The organism is Marinobacter sp. X15-166B (genome assembly GCF_001752365.1).
Lineage (GTDB): Bacteria > Pseudomonadota > Gammaproteobacteria > Pseudomonadales > Oleiphilaceae > Marinobacter.
In genome coordinates, this window is the sequence record NZ_MEIY01000001.1 from 538,360 (window position 1) to 558,953 (window position 20,594).

General features: G+C 61.0%; 19 protein-coding genes. 8 read left to right on the forward strand and 11 right to left on the reverse strand.

The genetic code is table 11. From position 1 onward, the window contains the following. Positions 1-24: 24 nt before the first annotated feature. The 10 genes from BG841_RS02595 to BG841_RS02640 all read right to left on the reverse strand — a co-directional run bounded on the left by BG841_RS02595 (position 25) and on the right by BG841_RS02640 (position 9,555). Positions 25-2,757, reverse strand: coding sequence for a cation-transporting P-type ATPase (locus BG841_RS02595; protein ID WP_070056230.1), 2,733 nt, complete (start codon positions 2,755-2,757; stop codon positions 25-27). 313 nt (positions 2,758-3,070) lie between these two features. Then, positions 3,071-3,346 carry a DUF6489 family protein gene (locus BG841_RS02600; RefSeq protein ID WP_070056231.1) on the reverse strand — a complete coding sequence of 92 codons (276 nt, stop codon included), beginning with the start codon at positions 3,344-3,346 and terminating at the stop codon, positions 3,071-3,073. Between the two features lie 254 nt (positions 3,347-3,600). Continuing rightward, complete coding sequence (locus tag BG841_RS02605) at positions 3,601-4,185, reverse strand: HupE/UreJ family protein (RefSeq protein WP_070056232.1); 585 nt, start codon at positions 4,183-4,185, stop codon at positions 3,601-3,603. Between the two features lie 72 nt (positions 4,186-4,257). Continuing rightward, positions 4,258-4,896: an urease accessory protein UreG gene (gene ureG / locus BG841_RS02610; RefSeq protein WP_070056233.1), complete on the reverse strand. Its 639-nt coding sequence runs from the start codon at positions 4,894-4,896 to the stop codon at positions 4,258-4,260. Between the two features lie 31 nt (positions 4,897-4,927). After that, complete coding sequence (locus BG841_RS02615) at positions 4,928-5,626, reverse strand: urease accessory protein UreF (RefSeq protein WP_141737131.1); 699 nt, start codon at positions 5,624-5,626, stop codon at positions 4,928-4,930. Then, the gene (gene ureE, locus BG841_RS02620; protein WP_070056235.1) at positions 5,616-6,176 is read right to left on the reverse strand and encodes an urease accessory protein UreE; all 561 of its coding nucleotides are present in this window, start codon (positions 6,174-6,176) and stop codon (positions 5,616-5,618) included. Before ureE ends, BG841_RS02615 begins: the two co-directional genes overlap by 11 nt. Positions 6,177-6,197: 21 nt before the next feature. Further along, entirely contained in the window at positions 6,198-7,901 is a 1,704-nt protein-coding gene (ureC, locus tag BG841_RS02625; protein ID WP_070056236.1) for an urease subunit alpha, read from the reverse strand. Beyond that, the gene (locus tag BG841_RS02630) at positions 7,898-8,233 is read right to left on the reverse strand and encodes an urease subunit beta (protein ID WP_070056237.1); all 336 of its coding nucleotides are present in this window, start codon (positions 8,231-8,233) and stop codon (positions 7,898-7,900) included. The genes ureC and BG841_RS02630 overlap by 4 nt, the downstream gene beginning before the upstream one ends. Positions 8,234-8,244: 11 nt before the next feature. Continuing rightward, the gene (gene ureA / locus BG841_RS02635; RefSeq protein WP_070056238.1) at positions 8,245-8,547 is read right to left on the reverse strand and encodes an urease subunit gamma; all 303 of its coding nucleotides are present in this window, start codon (positions 8,545-8,547) and stop codon (positions 8,245-8,247) included. Positions 8,548-8,646: 99 nt separating this feature from the next. Then, the gene (locus BG841_RS02640; RefSeq protein ID WP_070058653.1) at positions 8,647-9,555 is read right to left on the reverse strand and encodes an urease accessory protein UreD; all 909 of its coding nucleotides are present in this window, start codon (positions 9,553-9,555) and stop codon (positions 8,647-8,649) included. Between the two features lie 473 nt (positions 9,556-10,028). Between BG841_RS02640 and BG841_RS02645 the strand changes: the two genes are divergently transcribed. The 5 genes from BG841_RS02645 to BG841_RS02665 all read left to right on the forward strand — a co-directional run bounded on the left by BG841_RS02645 (position 10,029) and on the right by BG841_RS02665 (position 14,657). Beyond that, positions 10,029-11,060 (forward strand): 2-dehydropantoate 2-reductase, encoded by a 1,032-nt coding sequence (locus tag BG841_RS02645; protein WP_070056239.1) that lies wholly within the window; start codon positions 10,029-10,031, stop codon positions 11,058-11,060. Between the two features lie 353 nt (positions 11,061-11,413). Further along, positions 11,414-11,695, forward strand: coding sequence for a ComEA family DNA-binding protein (locus BG841_RS02650; protein WP_070056240.1), 282 nt, complete (start codon positions 11,414-11,416; stop codon positions 11,693-11,695). A gap of 105 nt (positions 11,696-11,800) precedes the next feature. After that, positions 11,801-12,574 (forward strand): (Fe-S)-binding protein, encoded by a 774-nt coding sequence (locus BG841_RS02655; RefSeq protein ID WP_070056241.1) that lies wholly within the window; start codon positions 11,801-11,803, stop codon positions 12,572-12,574. Further along, positions 12,571-14,001: a LutB/LldF family L-lactate oxidation iron-sulfur protein gene (locus BG841_RS02660; RefSeq protein ID WP_070056242.1), complete on the forward strand. Its 1,431-nt coding sequence runs from the start codon at positions 12,571-12,573 to the stop codon at positions 13,999-14,001. Before BG841_RS02655 ends, BG841_RS02660 begins: the two co-directional genes overlap by 4 nt. Beyond that, entirely contained in the window at positions 13,998-14,657 is a 660-nt protein-coding gene (locus BG841_RS02665; protein WP_070056243.1) for a LutC/YkgG family protein, read from the forward strand. The genes BG841_RS02660 and BG841_RS02665 overlap by 4 nt, the downstream gene beginning before the upstream one ends. A 22-nt stretch (positions 14,658-14,679) precedes the next feature. Here BG841_RS02665 and gloA read toward each other — a convergent pair whose 3' ends face one another. Next, positions 14,680-15,228 carry a lactoylglutathione lyase gene (gene gloA / locus BG841_RS02670; RefSeq protein ID WP_070056244.1) on the reverse strand — a complete coding sequence of 183 codons (549 nt, stop codon included), beginning with the start codon at positions 15,226-15,228 and terminating at the stop codon, positions 14,680-14,682. 84 nt (positions 15,229-15,312) lie between these two features. Between gloA and BG841_RS02675 the strand changes: the two genes are divergently transcribed. From BG841_RS02675 to BG841_RS02685, 3 genes are all read left to right on the forward strand, one after another. Further along, positions 15,313-17,103: a monovalent cation:proton antiporter-2 (CPA2) family protein gene (locus tag BG841_RS02675; protein ID WP_070058654.1), complete on the forward strand. Its 1,791-nt coding sequence runs from the start codon at positions 15,313-15,315 to the stop codon at positions 17,101-17,103. A gap of 98 nt (positions 17,104-17,201) precedes the next feature. Further along, entirely contained in the window at positions 17,202-18,284 is a 1,083-nt protein-coding gene (locus tag BG841_RS02680) for a lysylphosphatidylglycerol synthase transmembrane domain-containing protein (RefSeq protein ID WP_070058655.1), read from the forward strand. After that, the gene (locus BG841_RS02685; protein WP_070056245.1) at positions 18,281-20,530 is read left to right on the forward strand and encodes a glycosyltransferase; all 2,250 of its coding nucleotides are present in this window, start codon (positions 18,281-18,283) and stop codon (positions 20,528-20,530) included. Before BG841_RS02680 ends, BG841_RS02685 begins: the two co-directional genes overlap by 4 nt. Positions 20,531-20,594: the final 64 nt, after the last annotated feature.

The window sequence follows — 20,594 nt, forward strand, 5'->3', positions numbered from 1 at the left end:
AACAGACAGTGATTCGTAGATGGCTCATGCATTGAGTGAATCGGCGCGCTGCGCCAGCCAGAGACGAATCCATTTCTCACACGCCACCACCAGATAAATGACCAGCCCCACGGCACTGATATACAGCCAGTCGATCACTTCGATGGGCGCGGTGTGAAACAGCTGGTTCATCACCGGCAGGTAGGTAAAGGCCAGGCTGGAGGCCGCCATGGCCACTATGCCCGCCCAGACCCACATATTGCTGAACAGCCCAAGGCGCAGCATCGACACCCGCAGCGAGCGGCAATTGAGTAAGTAGAAGGACTGGCCCACGGCGAACACATTGACGGCAATCGTGCGGGCCTGGGCTTCGCTGTCCCCCTGTTGCAAGGCCCACTCGAACAACCCGAAGCTGCCCACCAGCAACAACAGCCCAACCAGCACAATACGAAACACCATTTCGCTGGTGAGGATAGCGCTACCGGGTGTCCGCGGCGGGCATTGCATGATTCCGGGCTCCCGCGGTTCAAAGGCGAGCGCAAGCCCCAGCAGGACCGCCGTGGTCATATTGATCCACAAGACCTGTACCGGCAACACCGGCAGGGGCTGGGCGAACAGAACCGCCACGATGATGATAAGCCCCTGGCCGGCATTGGTGGGCAGAATCCAGGTGAGAAACTTGATCAGGTTATCAAACACGCCGCGCCCTTCTTCTACCGCCGCTTCAATGGTGGCGAAGTTGTCGTCCGTCAGGACCATGTCGGCCGCTTCCTTGGCCACTTCGGTGCCGGTCATGCCCATGGCTATGCCGATATCGGCCTTGCGTACCGCGGGCGCATCGTTCACTCCGTCGCCGGTCATCGCGACCACTTCCTGATTGGCTTGCAAGGCGCCGACCAGACGCAGCTTTTGTTCCGGCGAGACCCGTGCGAATACCGAGGCGTGGTTTGCAGCCTCTACCAGTTCAGCCTCCGTCATGGCTTCCAGCTCCCGGCCGGTGCAGACGGTGGTTGCCGCATCGGCCCCCCCCTGCTTGGACAAGCCGATTTTTTCGGCAATGGCCGCGGCCGTCAGGGCATGGTCCCCGGTAATCATTTTGACCTGCACCCCTGCGGCCTGGCAGGCCGCTATGGCGGTTATTGCCTCTTCCCGGGGCGGGTCGATCATGCCCTGTAAACCGATAAACTCCAGCCCCTCAGCCACACTGCGGGGATCAATGTGCTGCGTATCCGGCGGCAGAAACCGACGGGCGAAACCCAGCACGCGCAGCCCCTGCCCCGCCATGCGCTCCACTTGCGCCTCTATCGCGGCGCGCTCCAGGGGCAGCGCCGCGCCGTCGGCTGCCAACACCCGGCTGCAGCGCTGCAGGACACTTTCCACCGAGCCCTTCAGGTAGACAACGTTTTCGTCGCGGGCCGTGTGGTGATGCAGGCTCGCCATATACTGGTATTGGGATTTAAACGGGATAGCATCCAGTTGTGGCAGGCGGGTTGCCAGCGTAGTGGTGTCCAATCCGGCCTTGCGTGCCGACACCAGCAACGCCCCTTCGGTCGGATCGCCGGCCACCGTCCAGCCCTGCTCATTCTGTTCCAATGCCGCGTCATTACAGAGCAATCCTGCCTGCATACACTCCAGAAATGCGGGTTTCGAGTCGATCTCGAACGCCGTATCCTGCAGGGTGAAGTGACCCTCGGGCGAATAGCCGATACCCTGACCCGCAAACAGTTCGCCGCCCGCCCAGACTTGCAATACCGTCATCTCATTACGGGTGAGCGTACCCGTTTTGTCGGAGCAAATGACGGTGGTGCTGCCCAGGGTTTCAACCGCCGGCAGATGACGAATGATGGCGTTCCGTTTGGCCATTCTCGAGACACCGATAGCCAGGGTGATGGTCATCACGGCAGGCAAGCCTTCGGGGATCATCGCTACCGACAAGGCCACACTCGCCATAAACAGGTTTTCCCATGGCTGACCGTGCCAGACGCCCACCAGAAAGGTAAACGTCGCCAGACCCAGAATGGCAACCAGCAACACCTCGCTGAACTTGGCAATTTTGCGGGTCAGCGGGGTGGCCAACACCTCCGCACTGCTGATCAAGGTGGAGATGCGGCCCATCTCGGTAGCGTCACCGGTCGCCACCACCACGCCCCGTCCGGTGCCGTAAGTCACCAGGGTGGATGAAAACAGCATGTTGGTCCGGTCAGCCAGGGAGGTATCTTCAGGCAGCACCGCTACCTGCTTGCTGACCGGCACGGATTCACCGGTGAGGGCGGACTCGTCGATCTGCAGTTCAAGGCCGCTCAGCAGGCGCATGTCGGCGGGAACCTTGTCACCCGATTGCAGCACCACTATATCGCCCGGCACCAAGTCACTGGCGTCGATCCGGTGCAGTTCTCCTGACCGCAACACCGTGGCTTCGGTTTTCAGTGCTTTTGACAAGGCCGCCAGCGCACTTAATGCCTTGCCTTCCTGGATGAATCCGATAATGGAATTGAGCAACACCACGCCGAAAATAACGCTCGCCGCCGCCCAGTCTTGCAGATAGAGTTTGACCCCCGTTGCGGCCAGCAGGATGTACACCAGCGTCTGGTGAAATTGCAGCAGAAAGCGCAGCAAAGGGCCTTTGCCGGTCCGAACGGTCAGTTCGTTAGTGCCAAATTTTTCGCGCCGGTCCTGGATATCCGCCGCATCCAGCCCCCCATCAGGCTGAACACCCAGCGAATCCGTTACTTCCGTTTCCGGAAGCTGGTGCCAAAGTGTCGTCGAAGGTGTCGGCATGGTGTTCGACCTTTGCTATGCGTCTGCGCAGTGGTCGCGGAGGTACTGCAAGGAACATCCATGATCTGTCGTTCAGTGGAGGGGTAACCAGCGACTCTGCCAATGACGGTTCCAATCCTGAGTATGACTGCAGGACTGCCCACCAGCCAGCACCCCCGCCCGGGGCCGCTGCACCGGAACCTGGCGAGCGGCTGCCCGCCACCTTATTCTCCAAATCCTTGCGGACCCGGCGCAAGGGGTGCCAGCCTGGAAAGGCGGCGATGAGCAGGTCTGAGGCGCCCCGAACATGGGACCAGGCCCGACCGCGTTCCTGTCAACTGTCTTCGCTGCCGTCAGATTTGGTGCTTTTTTTGCCGGCCGCCAGGTTGGCAAAGCGGGAAAAAAACGCCTGAAATTGTTCAGCGCCCTGCAACCCCATCGGCATGATGCGCTTCATGAGCAACTCCGGGTCACTCATCTCATCGAGCGACTGGTTCATCTTTTCCTCCATTTTGGCCATCAACTGTTTTTGCACTGGCTCAATATCCGGCAGACCCATAACTTTGCGGAATTCTTCGGGGCTCATGTCTATTTCTATATTAATCTTCAATGCATCACCTGTTATGTCGTTTTGCGTTATAACTGAAGGTTTAGCTCACAGGCTAGCGAAAAACCACCCCGGTCACACACACCCGCCGGTTTCGCCGGCGCACACCATTGATGGGCGGATCGGGCCTGTCAGGCCCTTGGCTCACTCGGGTTCTTGAAAGACTGCGTGACCGGGGCCCATGAACGCAAAAAGCCGCACGGTATCCGTGCGGCTTTTGGGGCTTGCCCTGCGGGGCGGATGACCATGTCAGAGGATCAGCCAGCGGCCAACACTCCACCGATCACCGCAACCACGCCACCCAGGGAACGGGTTACCCGGTTATCGGCTTTCAGCATCAGCGCGCCCAGACCACGGCCTGCAAAAGTGATGGCCAGGGTGGCGATCAGGAAACCGGCCCCGTAGCTCAACAAGCTTGCGCCGGCGGTCATTTCTGCACCGTGGGCGTAACCGTGGGTGATCATGAACAGAGCCACCAACACGCCGCCAACGGCGGTGGGCAGCTTGGCCATAGTGGCGATCAGCACGCCGGCCAAGAGAACCGACATGGCGATGCCGGTTTCCACGCCGGCCAGATTCAGGCCGCCCCACGCCAGGGCCGCACCCAGCACCATACCACCCACGACAAACAGAGGTGCGCCGTTTTTCATGGCGGTGTTCTGGCGGATACTCCAGAAGCCGATGGCAGCCATGGCCAGCAGGTGGTCAATCCCCATGAACGGGTGCAGCAAACCGCTGAGAAAATCGCTGTGGGTGTGCAGGCCGTGGCCAGGATGGGCCGAAGCAACGGTGGCGGTCAGCATCAGGCCCGCGGTCATCAGCAATTTGGTCATTTTCTTCATGGTGTTCTCCGTCTGTTTTCGTGATTACTGTCGGTTTGCATTAGTTCTGCCGGTTTGTTTCCCGGCCCGCGCTCAGGCGCTGGCGTTCAGTTTCTCAGGCCGGCGCTCGGGCAGCATGCCCTGCTTCAGAATGAAGCTGATGATCTCTTCCAGGCCCACGCCGTCGTACAGGTTGGCGAAAATGAACGGGCGCTCGCCGCGCATTTTTTTGGAATCCCGTTCCATCACATCAAGCGAGGCATGCACGTATTCGGCGATGTCGATTTTGTTGATGATCAGCAGGTCCGATTTGGTGATTCCCGGGCCGCCTTTGCGGGGAATTTTGTCCCCGGCGGAAACGTCGATGACGTACAGGGTCAGGTCGGACAGTTCCGGGCTGAAGGTGGCCGCCAGGTTGTCACCGCCGGATTCCACCAGCACCAGTTCCAGATTGGGGTGCCGGGATTGCAGGTCATCGATGGCCGCCAGGTTCATGGAGGCATCTTCGCGGATGGCGGTGTGCGGACAGCCGCCGGTTTCCACGCCCAGAATGCGATCCGCCGGCAGCGCGTCGTGCTTCAGCAGGAAGTCGGCGTCTTCCCGGGTGTAGATGTCGTTGGTAACCACGGCAATGTCGTAGTGGTCCTTCAGTGCCTTACACAACTGGCGCAACAGGGCGGTTTTTCCGGAGCCCACGGGGCCCCCGACGCCTACTCGTAAACAGTGCTTCATTGTTGCCTTTCCTTCTGTCAGGTCGAAGCGGTCAGCTTCGGAATAATCTCGAATATTGGGTTTCATGCTGGGCGCTGCCGAGGGCCAGCCCCGGCAGAATCGGGCCCAATTGTTCGTCCTCCAGGCTCAGTGCGGTGTCCACCGCGGCCACCAGTTGAGGGCGCAACTGTTCGTTGAGACGTTGCGCGGCGGTGTGCCCCAGGGGCATGGCTTTACACGCCACCGCCAGCTGGTTTTCCAGCCAGCCCCAGACAAAGCCGAGCAGGGTCTGGCGCACCGGCACCAGCCGTTGGTGTGCCGTCCAGGCAAAGACGGTGACGTAACCGGGCTCATCCGGCAGCCGGGCGTGGCCCTGTTCGGCCTGGGGTTGCAGCGACAGACTGGTGAGCAGGCGCAGCAGCGATACCCCCAGGCGAATGTCTTCATCGCTGAGCTCGGCGGTTTCCCGGTTGGCGTGCAGCCAGTCGTTCCAATACGCCAGCCCGTCGCTGTCGCCGTCGGCCCAGCAGCGCTGCAGCCGTGCCAGCACCGGGAGTTCGCACCGGCTCAGGCCATCGTCGAGGACTCCTTCCAGCCAGTCGCCCAGCTCCTGCTCGTTGCGTACCCAGCCCAGCTCGAAGGCGCTTTCCAGGCCCTGGGACCAGGCGAAGGCACCAATCGGCAGGGCCGGGCTTATCAACTGCATCAGCCCCAGCAGCGCCAGATCGCTCGCCTGGCTGTCAGTGTGCATGGTGGTGGTCGTCGTCATGGGCGTGCTCATGGGAATGTCCGTGACCATGGCCATGACCATGGCCGTGAGCGTGTCCGTGGCCATGAGAGTGGGCATGCTCACGGCCGGCGTGGGCATAGGCACCCGACTCGGGGTCGAACGGCGCCTCATGGTGGCTCAGCGTCGCGCCCAGCAGCTCAGCCAGCTCTTCCAGCACGTGGTCCGGCGGGAAACGTACCCAGTGTCGGCCGTCTGCGTCTGCGCCCAGGGCGAGGGACACATGGCGGTTACCCAGGTGGTAGCACAGCCGTGCCAGGGGCAGACCGTTTTCGATGTAGGCGGTGGCGACCGGCTCGTTGGCGGCACAAATACGGATCACTTCGCCGCTGCTGGCCTGCAGCAGATCGCCGTGGCGAAGCACGGGGCCACGGTCGAGGAAGAGGCCGACATCGCGGCCATTATCGGTCACGGCCTTCAGGCGGCCGCGAATGCGTAGCTCGTAGGGCAGGGTCAGGGTATCCTGCACCTCGGCCTGGGTATTGCGGTCGAGTCTCTTTGTTAACTCAAGCATCTGGATATCCTTGCAAGCGGTTCAGAACAGGTGATAACGCTGGGCCAGTGGCACTTCGGACAGGGGCTCACAGGTCAGCAGAACGCCATCGGCGTGCACCTCGTAGGTCTGTGGATCCACCGTCAGTTTCGGACAGGCCGCGTTCAGCTTCATGTCGTTTTTACGCACCTGGCGAACATTTTTTACCGGTACCAGAGGGCTCTTCAGGCCCAGCTTTTCTTCCAGCCCGGTGTCCATGGCCGCCTGGCTGACAAAGGTCATCCGGGTCGCCGCCGCCGCCCGGCCATAGGCGCCAAACATGCGGCGATAATGCACCGGCTGTGGCGTGGAAATGGAGCCGTTGGGGTCACCCATGGCGGCGCCGGCGATCATGCCGCCTTTCAGCACGAGCTCTGGCTTGACGCCAAAGAAGGGCGGGCGCCACAACACCAGATCCGCCAGCTTGCCGATTTCGATGGAGCCGACTTCGTGGCCCACACCGTGGGTGATGGCCGGGTTGATGGTGTATTTGGCAACATAGCGCTTGGCCCGGAAGTTGTCGGTGCCCCGCTCCTGATCCTCCGGCAGCAGACCCCGCTGCAGACGCATTTTGTGGGCGGTCTGCCAGGTGCGACACACCACTTCACCAATGCGGCCCATGGCCTGGGAGTCCGACGAGATCATCGAAATGACCCCCATGTCGTGGAGGATATCCTCGGCGGCGATGGTTTCGCGGCGGATGCGCGAATCCGCAAAGGCTACGTCCTCCGGAATGTTCGGGTCCAGGTGATGGCATACCATCAGCATGTCGAGATGTTCATCGACGGTGTTGATGGTGTAGGGGCGCGTCGGGTTAGTGGACGACGGCAGTACGTTGGGCAGCGCACAGGCGGTAATGATGTCCGGCGCGTGGCCACCCCCGGCCCCTTCGGTGTGGTAGGTGTGAATACACCTGCCCTTGAAGGCCCCCAGGGTGTCTTCCACAAAGCCGGACTCGTTCAGGCTGTCGGCGTGAATGGCAATCTGGATGTCGTAGCGATCGGCCACATCCAGCGCATTGCTGATGGACGCCGGTGCGGCCCCCCAGTCTTCGTGGATCTTCAGGCTCATGGCCCCGGCCTTGACCTGCTGTTCCAGCGCCTCGGGTGAACTGGCACTGCCTTTGCCGAGAAAACCGATGTTGATGGGCAAGTCATCCACCGCCTGCATCATCTTGCCCAGATGCCAGGGACCCGGGGTGTGGGTGGTCGCGGTGGAGCCGGTCGCCGGCCCGGTGCCGCCCCCTATCATGGTGGTCAGGCCACTCATCAGGGCTTCGTCCACCTGCTGCGGACAGATGTAGTGCACATGGGTATCGACCCCACCTGCGGTCAGGATGCGGCCTTCACCGGCGATGATTTCGGTGCCGGCACCGATGACGATGTCGACATCGGGCTGGGTATCCGGGTTGCCGGCCTTGCCGATGGCGGCGATGCGGCCATGCTTCAAGCCCACATCGGCCTTAACGATACCCCACCAGTCGAGGATGATGACGTTGGTGATCACCGTATCCATGACCGCATCGTCACAACGCTGGCTCTGACCCATGCCATCACGAATGACCTTGCCGCCGCCGAATATGACCTCTTCACCGTAATGGGTATGGTCATGCTCGATTTCGATCCACAATTCGGTATCGCCCAGGCGGATCCGGTCACCGGTGGTCGGGCCATACATGTCCGCATAGGCTTGGCGGGAAATCCTCATTTTGCTGCTCCCTTCTTCGGAGTTTTATCCAGAGGTCCCATGACCTCGCCACGAAAGCCGTAAATACGGCGCAGGCCGGCATACGGAATTAAAGGAACATCGCGGGTCTGGCCCGGCTCGAAACGAATGGCCGTGCCCGCCGCAATGGCCAGACGATGGCCATGGGCCTTTTTGCGATCAAAGCGCAATGCCGGGTTGGTTTCGGCAAAGTGATAATGGGAGCCGACCTGGACCGGACGGTCGCCGGTGTTGGCAACACTGATGGTGATGCTGTCACGATCGGCGCACAGATCGATGTCTCCACCCTGCAACTGATATTCACCGGGGATCATGGCGAGCCTCCTCAGACAATGGGGTGATGAACGGTGACCAGCTTGGTCCCGTCGGGAAAGGTAGCTTCAACCTGCACGTCCTGGATCATCTCGGCTACACCTTCCATGACGTCGTCCCGGGTCAGTATTTCACGGCCGGCACTCATCATGTCCGCCACAGTGCGGCCTTCGCGAGCCCCTTCCATAATGGCGCAACTGATCAGCGCGACCGATTCGGGGTAGTTCAACTTCAGGCCCTTGGCCTTGCGGCGCTCAGCCAGCAGCCCCGCGGTAAACAACAACAACTTGTCTTTATCTCTTGGCGTTAATTCCATCGCTAACTCCGTAGTCGTCGATGTTGCGTATTGATGGCCCATACTGTTACTAAGCATAGGCGTTGGTCGTCGCCAAAGCCGGTGCTTTGGCGTGAAAAATCAGGTCAGCCAGATCCGCGGCACCGTGGCCTCGTGTCCGGTCAGCCGCGGGCGCAAAATCACCCGCGCTTGCTGGAACAAATCCCAGACCTCGTTGCGCTCCTGGCCAAGGTAGCGCACCAGCAGCACGCCGCGGCGATAGGTCACCGCCCAACGCTGGCTGGCGGGCAGCCCGGCCCGCAGCGCGTCAACAGCGGCGGCGGGATCGGTCAGGCCAATCGCCCACAAGGTGGCGTGCACGGTGGCACCGCCCTGGCCCCATTTGCCGGTGAAGCGGCGATGATGGGGGTCCAGAGACTGGCGCTCCAGCCACAGAGGGCGGCCATTGCGGGTCACCTGAAAGCCTTGCTCCAGGTGGCCGTTAACAAACGGCAGCTCGCTGGCGGGGCGGCCAAGGCCCAGAATTTCCCAGCCCAGGCATTTGGCGTTGTCTTCCAGCTCTATGTTGAAGGATTGCCGGCCCCGGGAGCCGTCAAACGCCAGGGTTTCCTGAGGCAACCATTCCAGTGTGGCGCCATCGGCCACTTTCAGGTGGGTGGTCTGGGTCCAGGCAACGCCGTTGCTGTCGGCCCGATAGAGTTTGTTGGCCGACGGGGTGGTTAACAGGGTGTGCGCGCCAGACGCCACGGTGACATCAATGTTGAGGGCATCACCACTGACGAGCCCCCCGGGAGGGTGCAGCAGATACACGTGACAACAGCCGTCGCGGCCTTCCGGGTAAAACGGCCGTTGCACCCGCAAGGGGCCATAATGGTGCGCTTTGTTCATGCGGGTAATGCTGGCGTCACCGTCGGAATGGGCGCAGAACCCCAGCGTCAGGGACGCCGCCCAGTGGCGGCCGGCATCAAAGCGATGCCCGGAATCCGCGTCTGCCCGTGTTTTTACGGGCGAAGAGGGTAGAGTCGTCATGCCATCGAACACCTTTTTATGAGCCCAGCGCAGCACTCTGCTGAATCCACAGCCTATTTTCCTGACAGACAGGGCTATACGCTGAAGATAGCAAAAGGATCTCGAACGTCCACGCGCGGGCACGGTCAGATTGACGGAGTCGGCCTGTCAGCCGCCGTCGGTTATCAGCTTGCGAGCATTGCTTGCTTGTAGAGTGCAAAACTGATGCAGAAAAACTTCGTATACAGATCAGGGCGGAGACGAACGTCTCTGGGTGTGTATGCCGAATTGAGGAACTCAAAGGCCTAAAGTTAAGACTTTCTCGAACCACCAGCTGTGCCCTGTGGCAATCATAACCCAATGAAAAAAACCATCCAGACCCAGACCTCAAAATCGTCAAAAACATTCAAGCCGGCGCTGCCCCCGACCGCCTGCGCGTGGGGTAAACTCATTGGCATCAACAACCTGGTGCTACGACAGTGGTGACTTCAGCTATGGCAACCCCCCTACCCCCTGACCCTCCTCCCTGCCGGGTGGTAATTTTCGGAGCCGGCAGCGTCGGCTGCTACATCGGCGCCCGCTTGCTGGCGGCCGGGGCCGACGTGGTTTTGGTCGGCCGCCCGCGCCTGCAAACGCTGCTGCAGGCGCAGCCCCTGATCGCCACCGACCTGACCGGCTTCCGCTGCCAACTCACCCTGCCGGTACACCGCTACGTCGGCGCCATGGCAGCCGCGGGGCCGGCCGATCTGGTGCTGGTGACGGTGAAATCCGCCGCGACCGAAGAGGCCGGGCGCCAACTGGCTTCCCACGTCCGCTCCGGCACGCCGGTGCTCAGCCTGCAGAACGGCATCAGCAATGCCGCGCGCTTGCAACACATGCTGCCCGCGGCGCGGGTGCTGACAGGCATGGTGCCGTTCAATGTGCTGCAGCAAGCCCCCGGTCACTTTCATCAGGGCACCGAGGGGCGCCTGATGGTCGAGCTGGATGAGACGCTCAGCCCAGCCCTGCCCTGGTTCGAGCGGGCGGGCCTGCCCCTGGAGCAGCGACAGGACATGACCGCGGTGATGTGGTCCAAACTGCTGCTCAACCTGAACAACCCCATCAACGCCCTCTCGGGGCTGCCGTTGCTGGAACAGCTGTCCAACCGGGATTTTCGCCGCTGCCTGGCGATGGCGCAGCGGGAAGCCCTGGCCATGCTCAAGGAGGCAGGCACCCCGACCGCCCAGCTCACGCGCCTGCCAATGGCCTGGATTCCGCTCGTGATGTCGTCCCCGAACTGGCTGTTTGCGCGCCTGGCAAAGCAAATGCTGGCGATTGACCCGCTGGCACGCTCTTCCATGTGGGAAGATCTGGAGGCCGGCCGTCCCACTGAGGTGGACTGGATCAACGGCGAAGTGGTCACGCTGGCCCAATCTCTCGGCCGCCCCGCCCCGGTGAACAGCCGTCTGATGGATTTGATCCACGAAAGCGAACAATCCCGCCGCCATTGGGACGGTAAAGCCCTCCTGCACACCCTGCGCCCCTGAAAGCGCACACTCGTGTACGCTTTCTCTCACACCACGGCGCTGCCTTGTCCCGTTCTCTTCAGCCGTCCGAGGGGTAGTATGTTCAGCGTCAGGACGACAAGCCGGCAAGGATGCGGGCTCAGGGACGAAGTTGATCGCTCACAGGGTTGTGAGCAAGCAAGGACGATGACGCAGGGATTGCGTTGCCCAAGGATCGGGCACAGGGCTGGTCACGGTGAGGAACACAAGGATTGCGCTGCTCGCCGTGACCTCCCCTCCCATTTAATGCTGTTTACGTTCGCGCGCTGCTGTTCTTTTTCTCTCTCCTGGCATGGATAACCACTTAAAGAGACCCCTTCAGAGAGAACGACACCATGAAAGCTCATTCGGTTTTTGCCACTTTTGTGTTACTGCTCACCCTGCTGGCCGGTACCGCATACGCCCAGCCTGAAACCAGCAGTCAACCGGTGAATATCAATACCGCCGATGTCGCTGCATTGGCCAGCCTCAGCGGCATTGGCCAAAGCAAGGCGGAAGCAATCGTCGCCTATCGCGAGCAGCACGGCGCGTTCAGCTCACTGGAAGAGCTGGCCAGGGTGCGCGGCATTGGCAGCAAAACCGTGGCCAAAAACGCCGACCGCTTGACCCTCCAATAACCCCCGGCAGACCTGTTCAGCCGAAGTCGGGCTGGACAGGTCTGGCTCCTCCGCCTATCGTGGATTGAGCCGTTCCCGATTCGGCGCAGCAGTGGAGCCTCCCCCATGGCAGACCCGGTTAAGGTATACCCGGCCAAGCCGGATAAAGTGTATTTTTTTGCCACTTGCCTGATTGACCTGTTCTACCCCGAGGCGGGTCTGGCCGGTATCCAGCTGCTGGAACGGGAAGGCATCGAGGTTCTGTTCCCCCAGGGTCAGACCTGTTGCGGGCAACCGGCGTATACCTCCGGCTATCACGATGAGGCCCGCGCCGTGGCCGCCGCGCAACTGAACCTGTTCCCCGCCGACTGGCCCATCGTAGTGCCCTCCGGTTCCTGTGGCGGGATGATGCGCACCCACTACCCTGCGCTGTTTCGTGACACACCGCATCAGGCCGCCGCTGAGCGGGTAGCGGCGCGGGTGCTGGAACTGACCGATTTTCTGCTGAATGTGTGCCATATCCAATTGCAGGACCTGGGGGAGCCGGATACCGTAGCCATGCACACGTCCTGCTCCGCCCGCCGTGAACTGGGGCTGGCCGGCGTCGGCCCGGCATTGCTGGGGCAACTCAAACAAGTCACGGTGGTTGACCCGGCCCGGGCGGAAGAGTGCTGCGGCTTTGGCGGCACCTTTGCGGTGCGCCACCCGCAGATATCCGGCGCCCTGGTCAGTGACAAAACCGACGCCCTGGTCGCCACCGGCGCCCGGGGCTTTGTAACCACCGATTGCGGCTGCCTGATGAACATTGCCGGTCACGCTGAAAAAGCCGACAAAGCAATCGTCGGCGAGCATATTCTCAGCTACCTGTGGCAGCGTACCGGCGGGGAGTCGCCCCCATGAGCCAGTCCAGCCACCAACACGGTCATCCGGGAGACTTCAAACCCCGCGCGGACGCCGCCCTGCGCAACCCCAAAATCCGCCAGAACTTTCGCCAGGCAATGGACGGGCTGATGAGCAAGCGCAAGGCGGCATTTGCCGACTGGGACCTGGAGGCGCTGCGTACCCTGGGGGCCAACATTCGCCTGCGTGCGCTGGTGCAATTGCCTGAATTGCTGGAACAACTGGAGGCCAGATTAACCGCCAACGGCATTCAGGTGCACTGGGCCAACGACGGCGCCGAAGCCTGCCGGATTGTGCGTGACATCTGCGTGGCCCGCGACGCCAAACGGGTCATTAAGGGCAAGTCGATGGTGTCCGAGGAAATGGACCTCAATCATTACCTGGACGCGCAGGGCATTGAAGCGCTGGAGTCGGATCTGGGCGAATACATCGTGCAACTGGCGGAAGAAACCCCGTCCCACATCATCATGCCGGCGATCCACAAAAACACCGCAGACATTACCGACCTGTTGCACGCCAAAACCGGCACCGAACGTTTCCCCGATGTGGAATACCTCACCGCCAGCGCCCGAAAGCAACTGCGGGAAAAATTCGCCCAGGCGGACGTCGGCATCTCCGGCGTCAATTTTGCGGTTGCCGAAACCGGCACCCTGTGCCTGGTGGAAAACGAGGGCAACGGCCGCATGACCACCACGGTGCCGCCCTGTCACATTGCGGTGACCGGCATCGAAAAAGTGGTGGCCCGGCTGGAGGATGTTGCGCCCCTGCTGGCATTGCTGACGCGCTCCGCCACCGGGCAACCCATCACCACCTACGTCAATATGATTTCGCGGCCGCGCCAACCGGATGAGCTGGACGGGCCGGAGGCGGTGCACCTGGTGCTGGTGGACAATGGTCGTTCGTCGATCTATCAGGACGATCAGCTGCTGGATACGCTGCGCTGCATTCGGTGTGGCGCCTGCATGAATCACTGCCCGGTGTATACCCGTATCGGTGGTCACGCCTACGGCACCACCTACCCCGGCCCCATCGGCAAGATTCTGATGCCCCAGTTGCTGGGGCTGACGGAGACCGCCGACCTGCCCAGCGCCTCCAGTCTGTGTGGGGCCTGCGCCGAAGTCTGCCCGGTCCGCATCCCCATCCCCGACCTGCTGGTACGCCTGCGGCAGGAAGCCGTCGACGGCGACCAGCAACACCCCGCTATCGTCCGGGGCCACGGCAGCAAACGCAACCGCTGGGAAGCGTTGGCGTGGCAAGGCTGGCGGCTGATGCACACGTCGCCGACGCTGTATCGCCTCGGCACCCGCCTGGCGGCCCGATTGCGCCGCCTGCAGCCGGTTCGCTTTGGCGGCTGGACCGACCACCGCAGCGCACCCAAGCTGGCAGCCAGGAGTTTGCACGCACGGATGCGGGAGCGGCAGCCATGAGCACCAAAGAGCAGATTCTGCAACGGCTGCGGGCCCGCACGGGCACTCTGCCGGCGGCTCCCCCGTGTGATTTCTCGGTGCTCAACCGGCACCGCTGGAGTCTGGCCGACAAGCTGGACGCGTTTGAAATCGCATTGGAATCGGTGCACGGAGAAACCCACCGTCTGCGGCGGGACAACTGGGTGGCGCGGCTGGCAGAAATTTTGCAAACCCGCAAGGTACGCCACCTGCTGGCGCCCAGGCACCACCCGGTGGGCGTCACCCTGCGCCAATCGACGCGGGAGGACCTGCCCCAGCTGCTGCATTACGACCGCCCCATCGAACAGTGGCAGCCCGAACTGTTTGACCGGGTGGATGCCAGCCTCACGTCCACCCTGGGCGGCATTGCCGAGACCGGTTCCTTGCTGCTGTGGCCAACGGCGGATGAGCCACGACTGATGAGTCTGGTGCCTCCGGTGCACATCGCAGTACTGGAGGCTTCCACCTTGTACGCCACCTTGCATGAGGCTATGACGGCTCAGCACTGGGCCAATAACATGCCCACCAACGCGCTGCTTGTCTCCGGCCCGTCCAAGACCGCCGACATCGAGCAAACCCTGGCCTACGGTGTGCACGGTCCCAAGGAGCTGATCGTGTTACTGCTGTGTGACGCCTAGCCGGTGCCCCAATCGCCGTGCTTCAGGCCGTGTTGCCCTGGCTTTCCAGCATGTTGGGTTGCAGAATTTCGATCCAGTAACCGTCCGGATCTTTGATGAACGCCAGCCCTTTCATCTTGCCGTCGTCGGGCCGTTTGACAAAGTCAACGCCCAGTTGCTCAAAACGCTCGGCGGCTTGATACACATCCGGTACTGCCACGCCGATGTGGCCGAACCCCTGCGGCTGGTCGTTGCCGTTGTGGTAGCTGAACTCGCTGTCGGTTTCGGTACCCCAGTTATGGGTCAGCTCCAGCATGGCTTCGCGGCCAAAGGTGAAGGTGGTGCGTTGCGCGTCATTAGCGGGGACCGCCGCGGCCTGCTGCTCATCCAGATAGGCCAGAAAATACAGCGTGAACTTCATGTCGGGGAAGTCCAGCTTGCGTACCAGCCTCATCCCCATGACCCGGGTATAGAAGTCCAGACTGCGTGCCGGATCCTTGATGCGCAGCATGGTCTGATTGAAAACATAACCTTCCGTGGCCGGATCGACGGTTTCTGAAAGGCCCGGGGCCTCGTCAAAATGACGTGACATCTGCATTCTCCTGCAATAATTTAGAAAACGGCGGTATTGCCTGCGCCTATTGTACAGTTTCCCCCTCAGCCTTGGATGCCGATCATGATTGGACTGGGCCAGATAGTCATCGTGTTGTCCGTAGCGGTCATCGCCGTACCGCTGTTCAAACGGGCCGGTCTGGGTGCCGTATTGGGGTACATTGCTGCGGGCATGGTCCTGGGTCCCTATGGGCTGGGCGTCTTCAAGGCCCCCGACAACGTCATGCACATGTCCGAATTCGGGGTGGTGCTGCTGATGTTCGTGATCGGCATTGAGTTGCAGTTTTCCCGCCTCAAGGCCTTGCGCAAGCCCATTTTCGGTCTGGGATCGCTGCAGGTGGTGTTGTGCGTGGCGGCGCTGGGGGGCGCCATGGTGCTGGCCGGTGGCAGCTACACAGCGGCCATCGTGGTGGGTTGTGCGCTGGCGCTGTCCTCCACCGCGTTTGTGCTGCAATTGCTGGCCGAGAAAAAAGAGCTGACCAGTGCCCACGGCCGGTTGTCCTTCGCCTTCTTGCTGTTTCAGGATATTTCGGTGATTCCGATCATGGCATTCCTGCCGTTTCTGGCGGGTGGCGGTGAGACCAATGCCGGCTGGCAGGACCTGCTGACCGACGCCGTGCAGATTGTGGTGCTGTTTGCCGCCATTGTCATCGTCGCCCGATACCTGCTGCGGGGCGCGCTGAAGTTCGTGCACTCTACCGGGGTCCGGGAAATATCCATTGCCGCGACCCTGCTGGTGGTGTCGGGGACGGCGTTGCTGATGGAATTCGTGGGCCTGTCCATGGCCCTTGGCGCATTTGTCGCCGGGGTGCTGCTGGCCGAATCGGAGTTTCGCCACCAGCTGGAAGCCGATATAGAGCCGTTCAAGGGGCTGTTGCTGGGGCTGTTTTTCATCTCGGTCGGCATGACCCTGAATCTCTCGAAAGTGATCTCGTCGCCGCTGCAGTTGCTGTCCGTTGCGCTGTTGCTCATGCTTATCAAAACCGTGGTCATCGCAGCCGTGGGTTACTGGGGCGGCAAGATCAAGGGAGTGAATGCACTCAAACTGGGCCTGCTGCTCAGCCAGGGGGGCGAGTTTGGCTTTGTGATTCTGTCCCTCGCCGGCCAGCTTGATCTGGTGGACCGGGTGCTGCGGGAACAGATGACGGCGGTCATCACCCTGTCGATGATTCTGACCCCGCTGTTACTCACTCTGTTTGAAAAACTGACCCCTCACCTGGTTCGCGAAACGGAACCTGCGTTCGAGCAGCCTGACGAGGTCCAGTCGGGGGTGGTGATTGCCGGATTCGGCCGCTATGGCCAGATCAGCGGCCGGCTACTGGCCTCGCTGCAAATACCGTTTACGGCGCTGGACATCAGCCCGGACCAGGTCGACGTGGTGCGCAAATTTGGCAACAAGGTCCACTATGGCGACGCCTCACAGCTGGATGTCCTGCACGCCGCCAAAACCGGCGACGCCAAGGTGCTGGTGCTGGCGATCGACGACATCAGCGCCTCACTCAGAACGGCCCGCCTGATGCAACAGAACTTTCCCCACGTACGCATTCTCGCCCGCGCCCGGAACCGGCGCCACGCCCACTGTCTGATGGACGCCGGGGTTACCTGGATACTGCGGGAAACCTATTTGTCCGCCCTGGCGACCGCCGAAGAATTGCTGGTGACCCTCGGGCGCGAGCGGGCCGAAGCCCAGGAGCTGACCACCCTGTTCCGCGAGGCAGACCAACGGACCTTGCGACGGCAGTACGGGATGCATCACGACCCGGAAAAGATCATTGAGTCGTCGAAGGAAAGCGCCGAAGCCCTGCGGGGGTTATTTGAACAAGATCTGGCGGGCACGGATCACCCACCGCGGTGACCCCGGCCGTTGCGCCCGAACCGACCACGCAGGCTCTGCTGGACACGCCCCCGGGCTGTCGCAGTAAACTGCCCCAGTCACTTACCAGTGAGCACGTTATGGACGATCCCAGCACACTTTCCAGCGACACATCCGACCCTTCCACAGAGGAGTCGCGAGCGCCGGGCCGCCGCTTGCTGTGGTCCGGCCTGCTGTTTATTGCCCTGACCCTCGCCGGACTGACGGTGGTCTACCTGCAGTTCGCAGACAAAAGTGTCTCGTTTGACTGGCGGTTGCTGGCCCCTCAAACCCTGTTGGCGGTAGCAACCCTGCTGCTGGTGTATTTCATTTCTGACGGATTACGCCTTTATTGCACTCTGCGGGCGCTGGGCTACGGCCTGCCGTTCAAAAAAGTATTCAAGCTGGTATTTATCAACCTGTTTTTTGCCAATGTCACACCCATGGCCACGGGGGGCGGGTTTGCACAAATCTGGTACCTGCAGCGGCATGGCGTGCCCCTGGGTTACGCCACGGCGGCCACCACCATTCGTACCGTACTGGCCGTCATCTTTATATTTTCACTCACACCCTTCTTTTTGATGACCCTGGAGGTTCTGCAGAAGCAAACTCTGCTGAGCGACCTGGCCATGGCCCTGGCGGTGTTCATCACCCTCTATCTGGGCTTCTTTGCGGTGGTGCTGTTTCGCACCCGCTGGCTGATCGGTCCCCTGTGCACCCTGATCTCCTGGCTGCACAGAGTGCGTCTGCTCAGCGACACCCGGCAACGACGGTGGCTGTACAAGATCAAACGGGAAATGCTTGAGTTTTCCCAGAGCTTTGCTGAGTACCTGCGCGGTCCCAAACACTGGGTACTGCTCTCCGTTGTGTCTACCTGCGTGTTCTTGCTGAGCCTGTTCAGCATTCCGGCCCTGTTGATCTATAGTTTGGGGTACGAAGTGGATTACCTGACCACACTCGGGCTGTTGGTGGTGACCACGTTTATTATGTATGTTTCCCCAACGCCGGGTGCCTCGGGAATTTCGGAAGGCGTTTTCGGAACCTTTTTTCAGGCTACCCTCACCGCGAACCACCTGATTCTGGTGATTATCGGCTGGCGGTTTCTGACGATCTATCTGGGCATGCTGGTTGGCCTGATGATCGTGCAACGGGAACTGCATGCGGGGCGCAAGGAGCAGCAATGAGGTTCAGAAACCGGGCGGCACAACTGAAGGCCTTATTTTACTTCAACCTGATGATTGTGTTGTTACTGGTGGGCTACAAGGTGTACCTCAATCTGTCAGATAACGCGTTTTCAGCGGTGCACACCGAAGAAGCGGCGCGACTGACCAGCACCCTGGCCGGCAGAGACGCCTTCAGCTTTGCGGTGGTGGGTAACATCAACAACTCCGTTGGCATTTTTGAAGAGCGCATCATTCCGATGCTGAACGCCGATGTGGATTTTATGGTCTCGGCAGGCAATGCGGTCAGTAATGGCAGCGAAGACAAATACCGGGCGCTCTACGGTTCCCTCAGCCACCTGCAGATCCCCTACCTGCTGACCTTCGGAAAAAACGAATATCAGAACTTTGGCAGTTTCCGGTTTTACGATCACTTCGGCCCGCATTTTTACAGCATCCGCGCCGGCAACAGCCGCCTGATCTTCCTCGACAGTACCAGCAAGACGCCCTGGCAATGGCAGGTGCGCTGGCTGACGGATCTGCTGAACAAAGATGACGCCCGGCACAAGTTTGTGTTTGTCGGCCACCCCCTGTTACCCAGCCCTCAGGAAACACTGTTTGTCCAGCCGGACGACTATCTGGCCCCCGAAGCATTTCAGCAGGCGCTGCTAGAGTTGTTCAAATTGCATCGGGTGGACGCGGTGTTCTCGGCCAATATGGCGGTCTACTCGCAGCAGGAGAAAGACGGCACCTGGTTCGTCACCACCGGCGGTGCCGGCGGCCTGGTGCTGAACGATGAGCTCAGTTTTTACCACTTCGTGAAAGTCGACGTCGACGCCGAGGGCCAGGTCAGCATCAACCTGCAGCCTCTCGAGGTTGGCCAGCACCCGGTGCTGAAGCGCCTGGAAAGTCTATGGTTTTTCATCTATTCCCTGTTTTACGTCGGCTATCTCAACTTTATTCTGCTGGTCAGCGTCTTTATCCTGATTGTTATCAAACTCTACGTGGTGGTGTTTGTCGGCCGTGACTACTACCCGGATTACGACCTGGATCCGGCGCCCTGGCTGAGCCGCCCCCTGCGGGTTGCCATGTTCACCAACAACTACCTGCCATTTATCGGCGGCGTCCCTATCTCCATCGAGCGGCTCAAGAGCGGTCTGCAATCCCTCGGCGATCAGGTGCTGATAGTCGCCCCCCGCTATAAGGAACAGGCGGACGAAAATGGCCAAGTGGTGCGGGTCCCGGCGCTGCTCACCCTGGGTGCCAAACGCGAATTCCGGATGGCCAATATTTTTTTGAGCCGGATTCGCCGTGCGGTACGCAGCTTCAAACCGGACATCATCCATGTGCACCACCCGTTCTGGCTGGGTACGCTGGGCCTGTTTATAGCGCGGCGCCTGAACGTTCCGGCGGTCTACACCTACCACACCCGGCTGGAGCATTACGCGCATTTTGTCCCGTTGCCCGGTTCGTTATTCCGCAACCTGATCTCCCATGAACTCATCCGTCATTTTGCCAACAAGTGCGACGCGGTAATCGTGCCGACGGATTCCACGGAGGAGTATCTGCGCATGATCGGAGTGAAGACCCCCTCGTTTGTGCAACCCACCGGCATTGAATACCAGCGCTTTCAGGCGGTCAGGCCCGGGGACGTCGACGCGCTGCGACAGCGCCTGCAACTGGCCGGTAATGAAAAAGTGCTGATCAGCGTGTCCCGCCTGTCCAATGAAAAGAACATCGATTTTATGATCGATGCCATAGCCGCATTACGTGAACAGACCGACACGCCTTTTCGCTTTTTGATGATTGGCGACGGTCACCAGCGGGACCGCCTGCAGCAACGCATCGAACAGTATCAACTTGCAGACCGGTTCGTGCTGGTGGGCGCCATTCCCCCAAACGAAATGGCCACCTGGTACCGGTTGGGGGACGTCTTTGTGTTTGCCTCCCGATCGGAAACCCAGGGTATGGTGATTCTGGAAGCCATGGCCGCGGGGCTGCCGGTCGTGGCGGTGCGCTCCAGCGGCATTGACGACGTGGTGCGACAGGGGTTCAATGGCTTCAAAACCGTGGCCAAGCAGGAGCCCTGGCGGGCCAAGGTACAACTATTGCTGGAAGACGACGCCCTGCGCGCCGAATTGTCCGAGCATGCGCTGGCGTTCGCCAAAGACTTTTCGGTCGATCAGTTTGCCCGGGACATCCGCCTGATCTACGCTACCGCCCTGGCCAGCCGGGCCAGCAAAGAAAGCGCACAGGCCACCACGGCGTAACACCCGGGCGGCTGTTCTCCTGACACCCGATGGGTTTACACTGTGTGAACGGACCACGGATTGA

What these genes read in the sequence shown, in the direction of transcription:
- BG841_RS02595 (WP_070056230.1), bottom strand. Translation starts at nt 2,757, where the DNA reads ATGCCGACACCTTCGACGACACTTTGGCACCAGCTTCCGGAAACGGAA.
- BG841_RS02605 (WP_070056232.1), bottom strand. Translation starts at nt 4,185, where the DNA reads ATGAAGAAAATGACCAAATTGCTGATGACCGCGGGCCTGATGCTGACC.
- ureG (WP_070056233.1), bottom strand. Translation starts at nt 4,896, where the DNA reads ATGAAGCACTGTTTACGAGTAGGCGTCGGGGGCCCCGTGGGCTCCGGA.
- BG841_RS02615 (WP_141737131.1), bottom strand. Translation starts at nt 5,626, where the DNA reads ATGCACACTGACAGCCAGGCGAGCGATCTGGCGCTGCTGGGGCTGATG.
- ureE (WP_070056235.1), bottom strand. Translation starts at nt 6,176, where the DNA reads ATGCTTGAGTTAACAAAGAGACTCGACCGCAATACCCAGGCCGAGGTG.
- ureC (WP_070056236.1), bottom strand. Translation starts at nt 7,901, where the DNA reads ATGAGGATTTCCCGCCAAGCCTATGCGGACATGTATGGCCCGACCACC.
- BG841_RS02630 (WP_070056237.1), bottom strand. Translation starts at nt 8,233, where the DNA reads ATGATCCCCGGTGAATATCAGTTGCAGGGTGGAGACATCGATCTGTGC.
- ureA (WP_070056238.1), bottom strand. Translation starts at nt 8,547, where the DNA reads ATGGAATTAACGCCAAGAGATAAAGACAAGTTGTTGTTGTTTACCGCG.
- BG841_RS02640 (WP_070058653.1), bottom strand. Translation starts at nt 9,555, where the DNA reads ATGACGACTCTACCCTCTTCGCCCGTAAAAACACGGGCAGACGCGGAT.
- BG841_RS02645 (WP_070056239.1), top strand. Translation starts at nt 10,029, where the DNA reads ATGGCAACCCCCCTACCCCCTGACCCTCCTCCCTGCCGGGTGGTAATT.
- BG841_RS02650 (WP_070056240.1), top strand. Translation starts at nt 11,414, where the DNA reads ATGAAAGCTCATTCGGTTTTTGCCACTTTTGTGTTACTGCTCACCCTG.
- BG841_RS02655 (WP_070056241.1), top strand. Translation starts at nt 11,801, where the DNA reads ATGGCAGACCCGGTTAAGGTATACCCGGCCAAGCCGGATAAAGTGTAT.
- BG841_RS02660 (WP_070056242.1), top strand. Translation starts at nt 12,571, where the DNA reads ATGAGCCAGTCCAGCCACCAACACGGTCATCCGGGAGACTTCAAACCC.
- BG841_RS02665 (WP_070056243.1), top strand. Translation starts at nt 13,998, where the DNA reads ATGAGCACCAAAGAGCAGATTCTGCAACGGCTGCGGGCCCGCACGGGC.
- gloA (WP_070056244.1), bottom strand. Translation starts at nt 15,228, where the DNA reads ATGTCACGTCATTTTGACGAGGCCCCGGGCCTTTCAGAAACCGTCGAT.
- BG841_RS02675 (WP_070058654.1), top strand. Translation starts at nt 15,313, where the DNA reads ATGATTGGACTGGGCCAGATAGTCATCGTGTTGTCCGTAGCGGTCATC.
- BG841_RS02680 (WP_070058655.1), top strand. Translation starts at nt 17,202, where the DNA reads ATGGACGATCCCAGCACACTTTCCAGCGACACATCCGACCCTTCCACA.
- BG841_RS02685 (WP_070056245.1), top strand. Translation starts at nt 18,281, where the DNA reads ATGAGGTTCAGAAACCGGGCGGCACAACTGAAGGCCTTATTTTACTTC.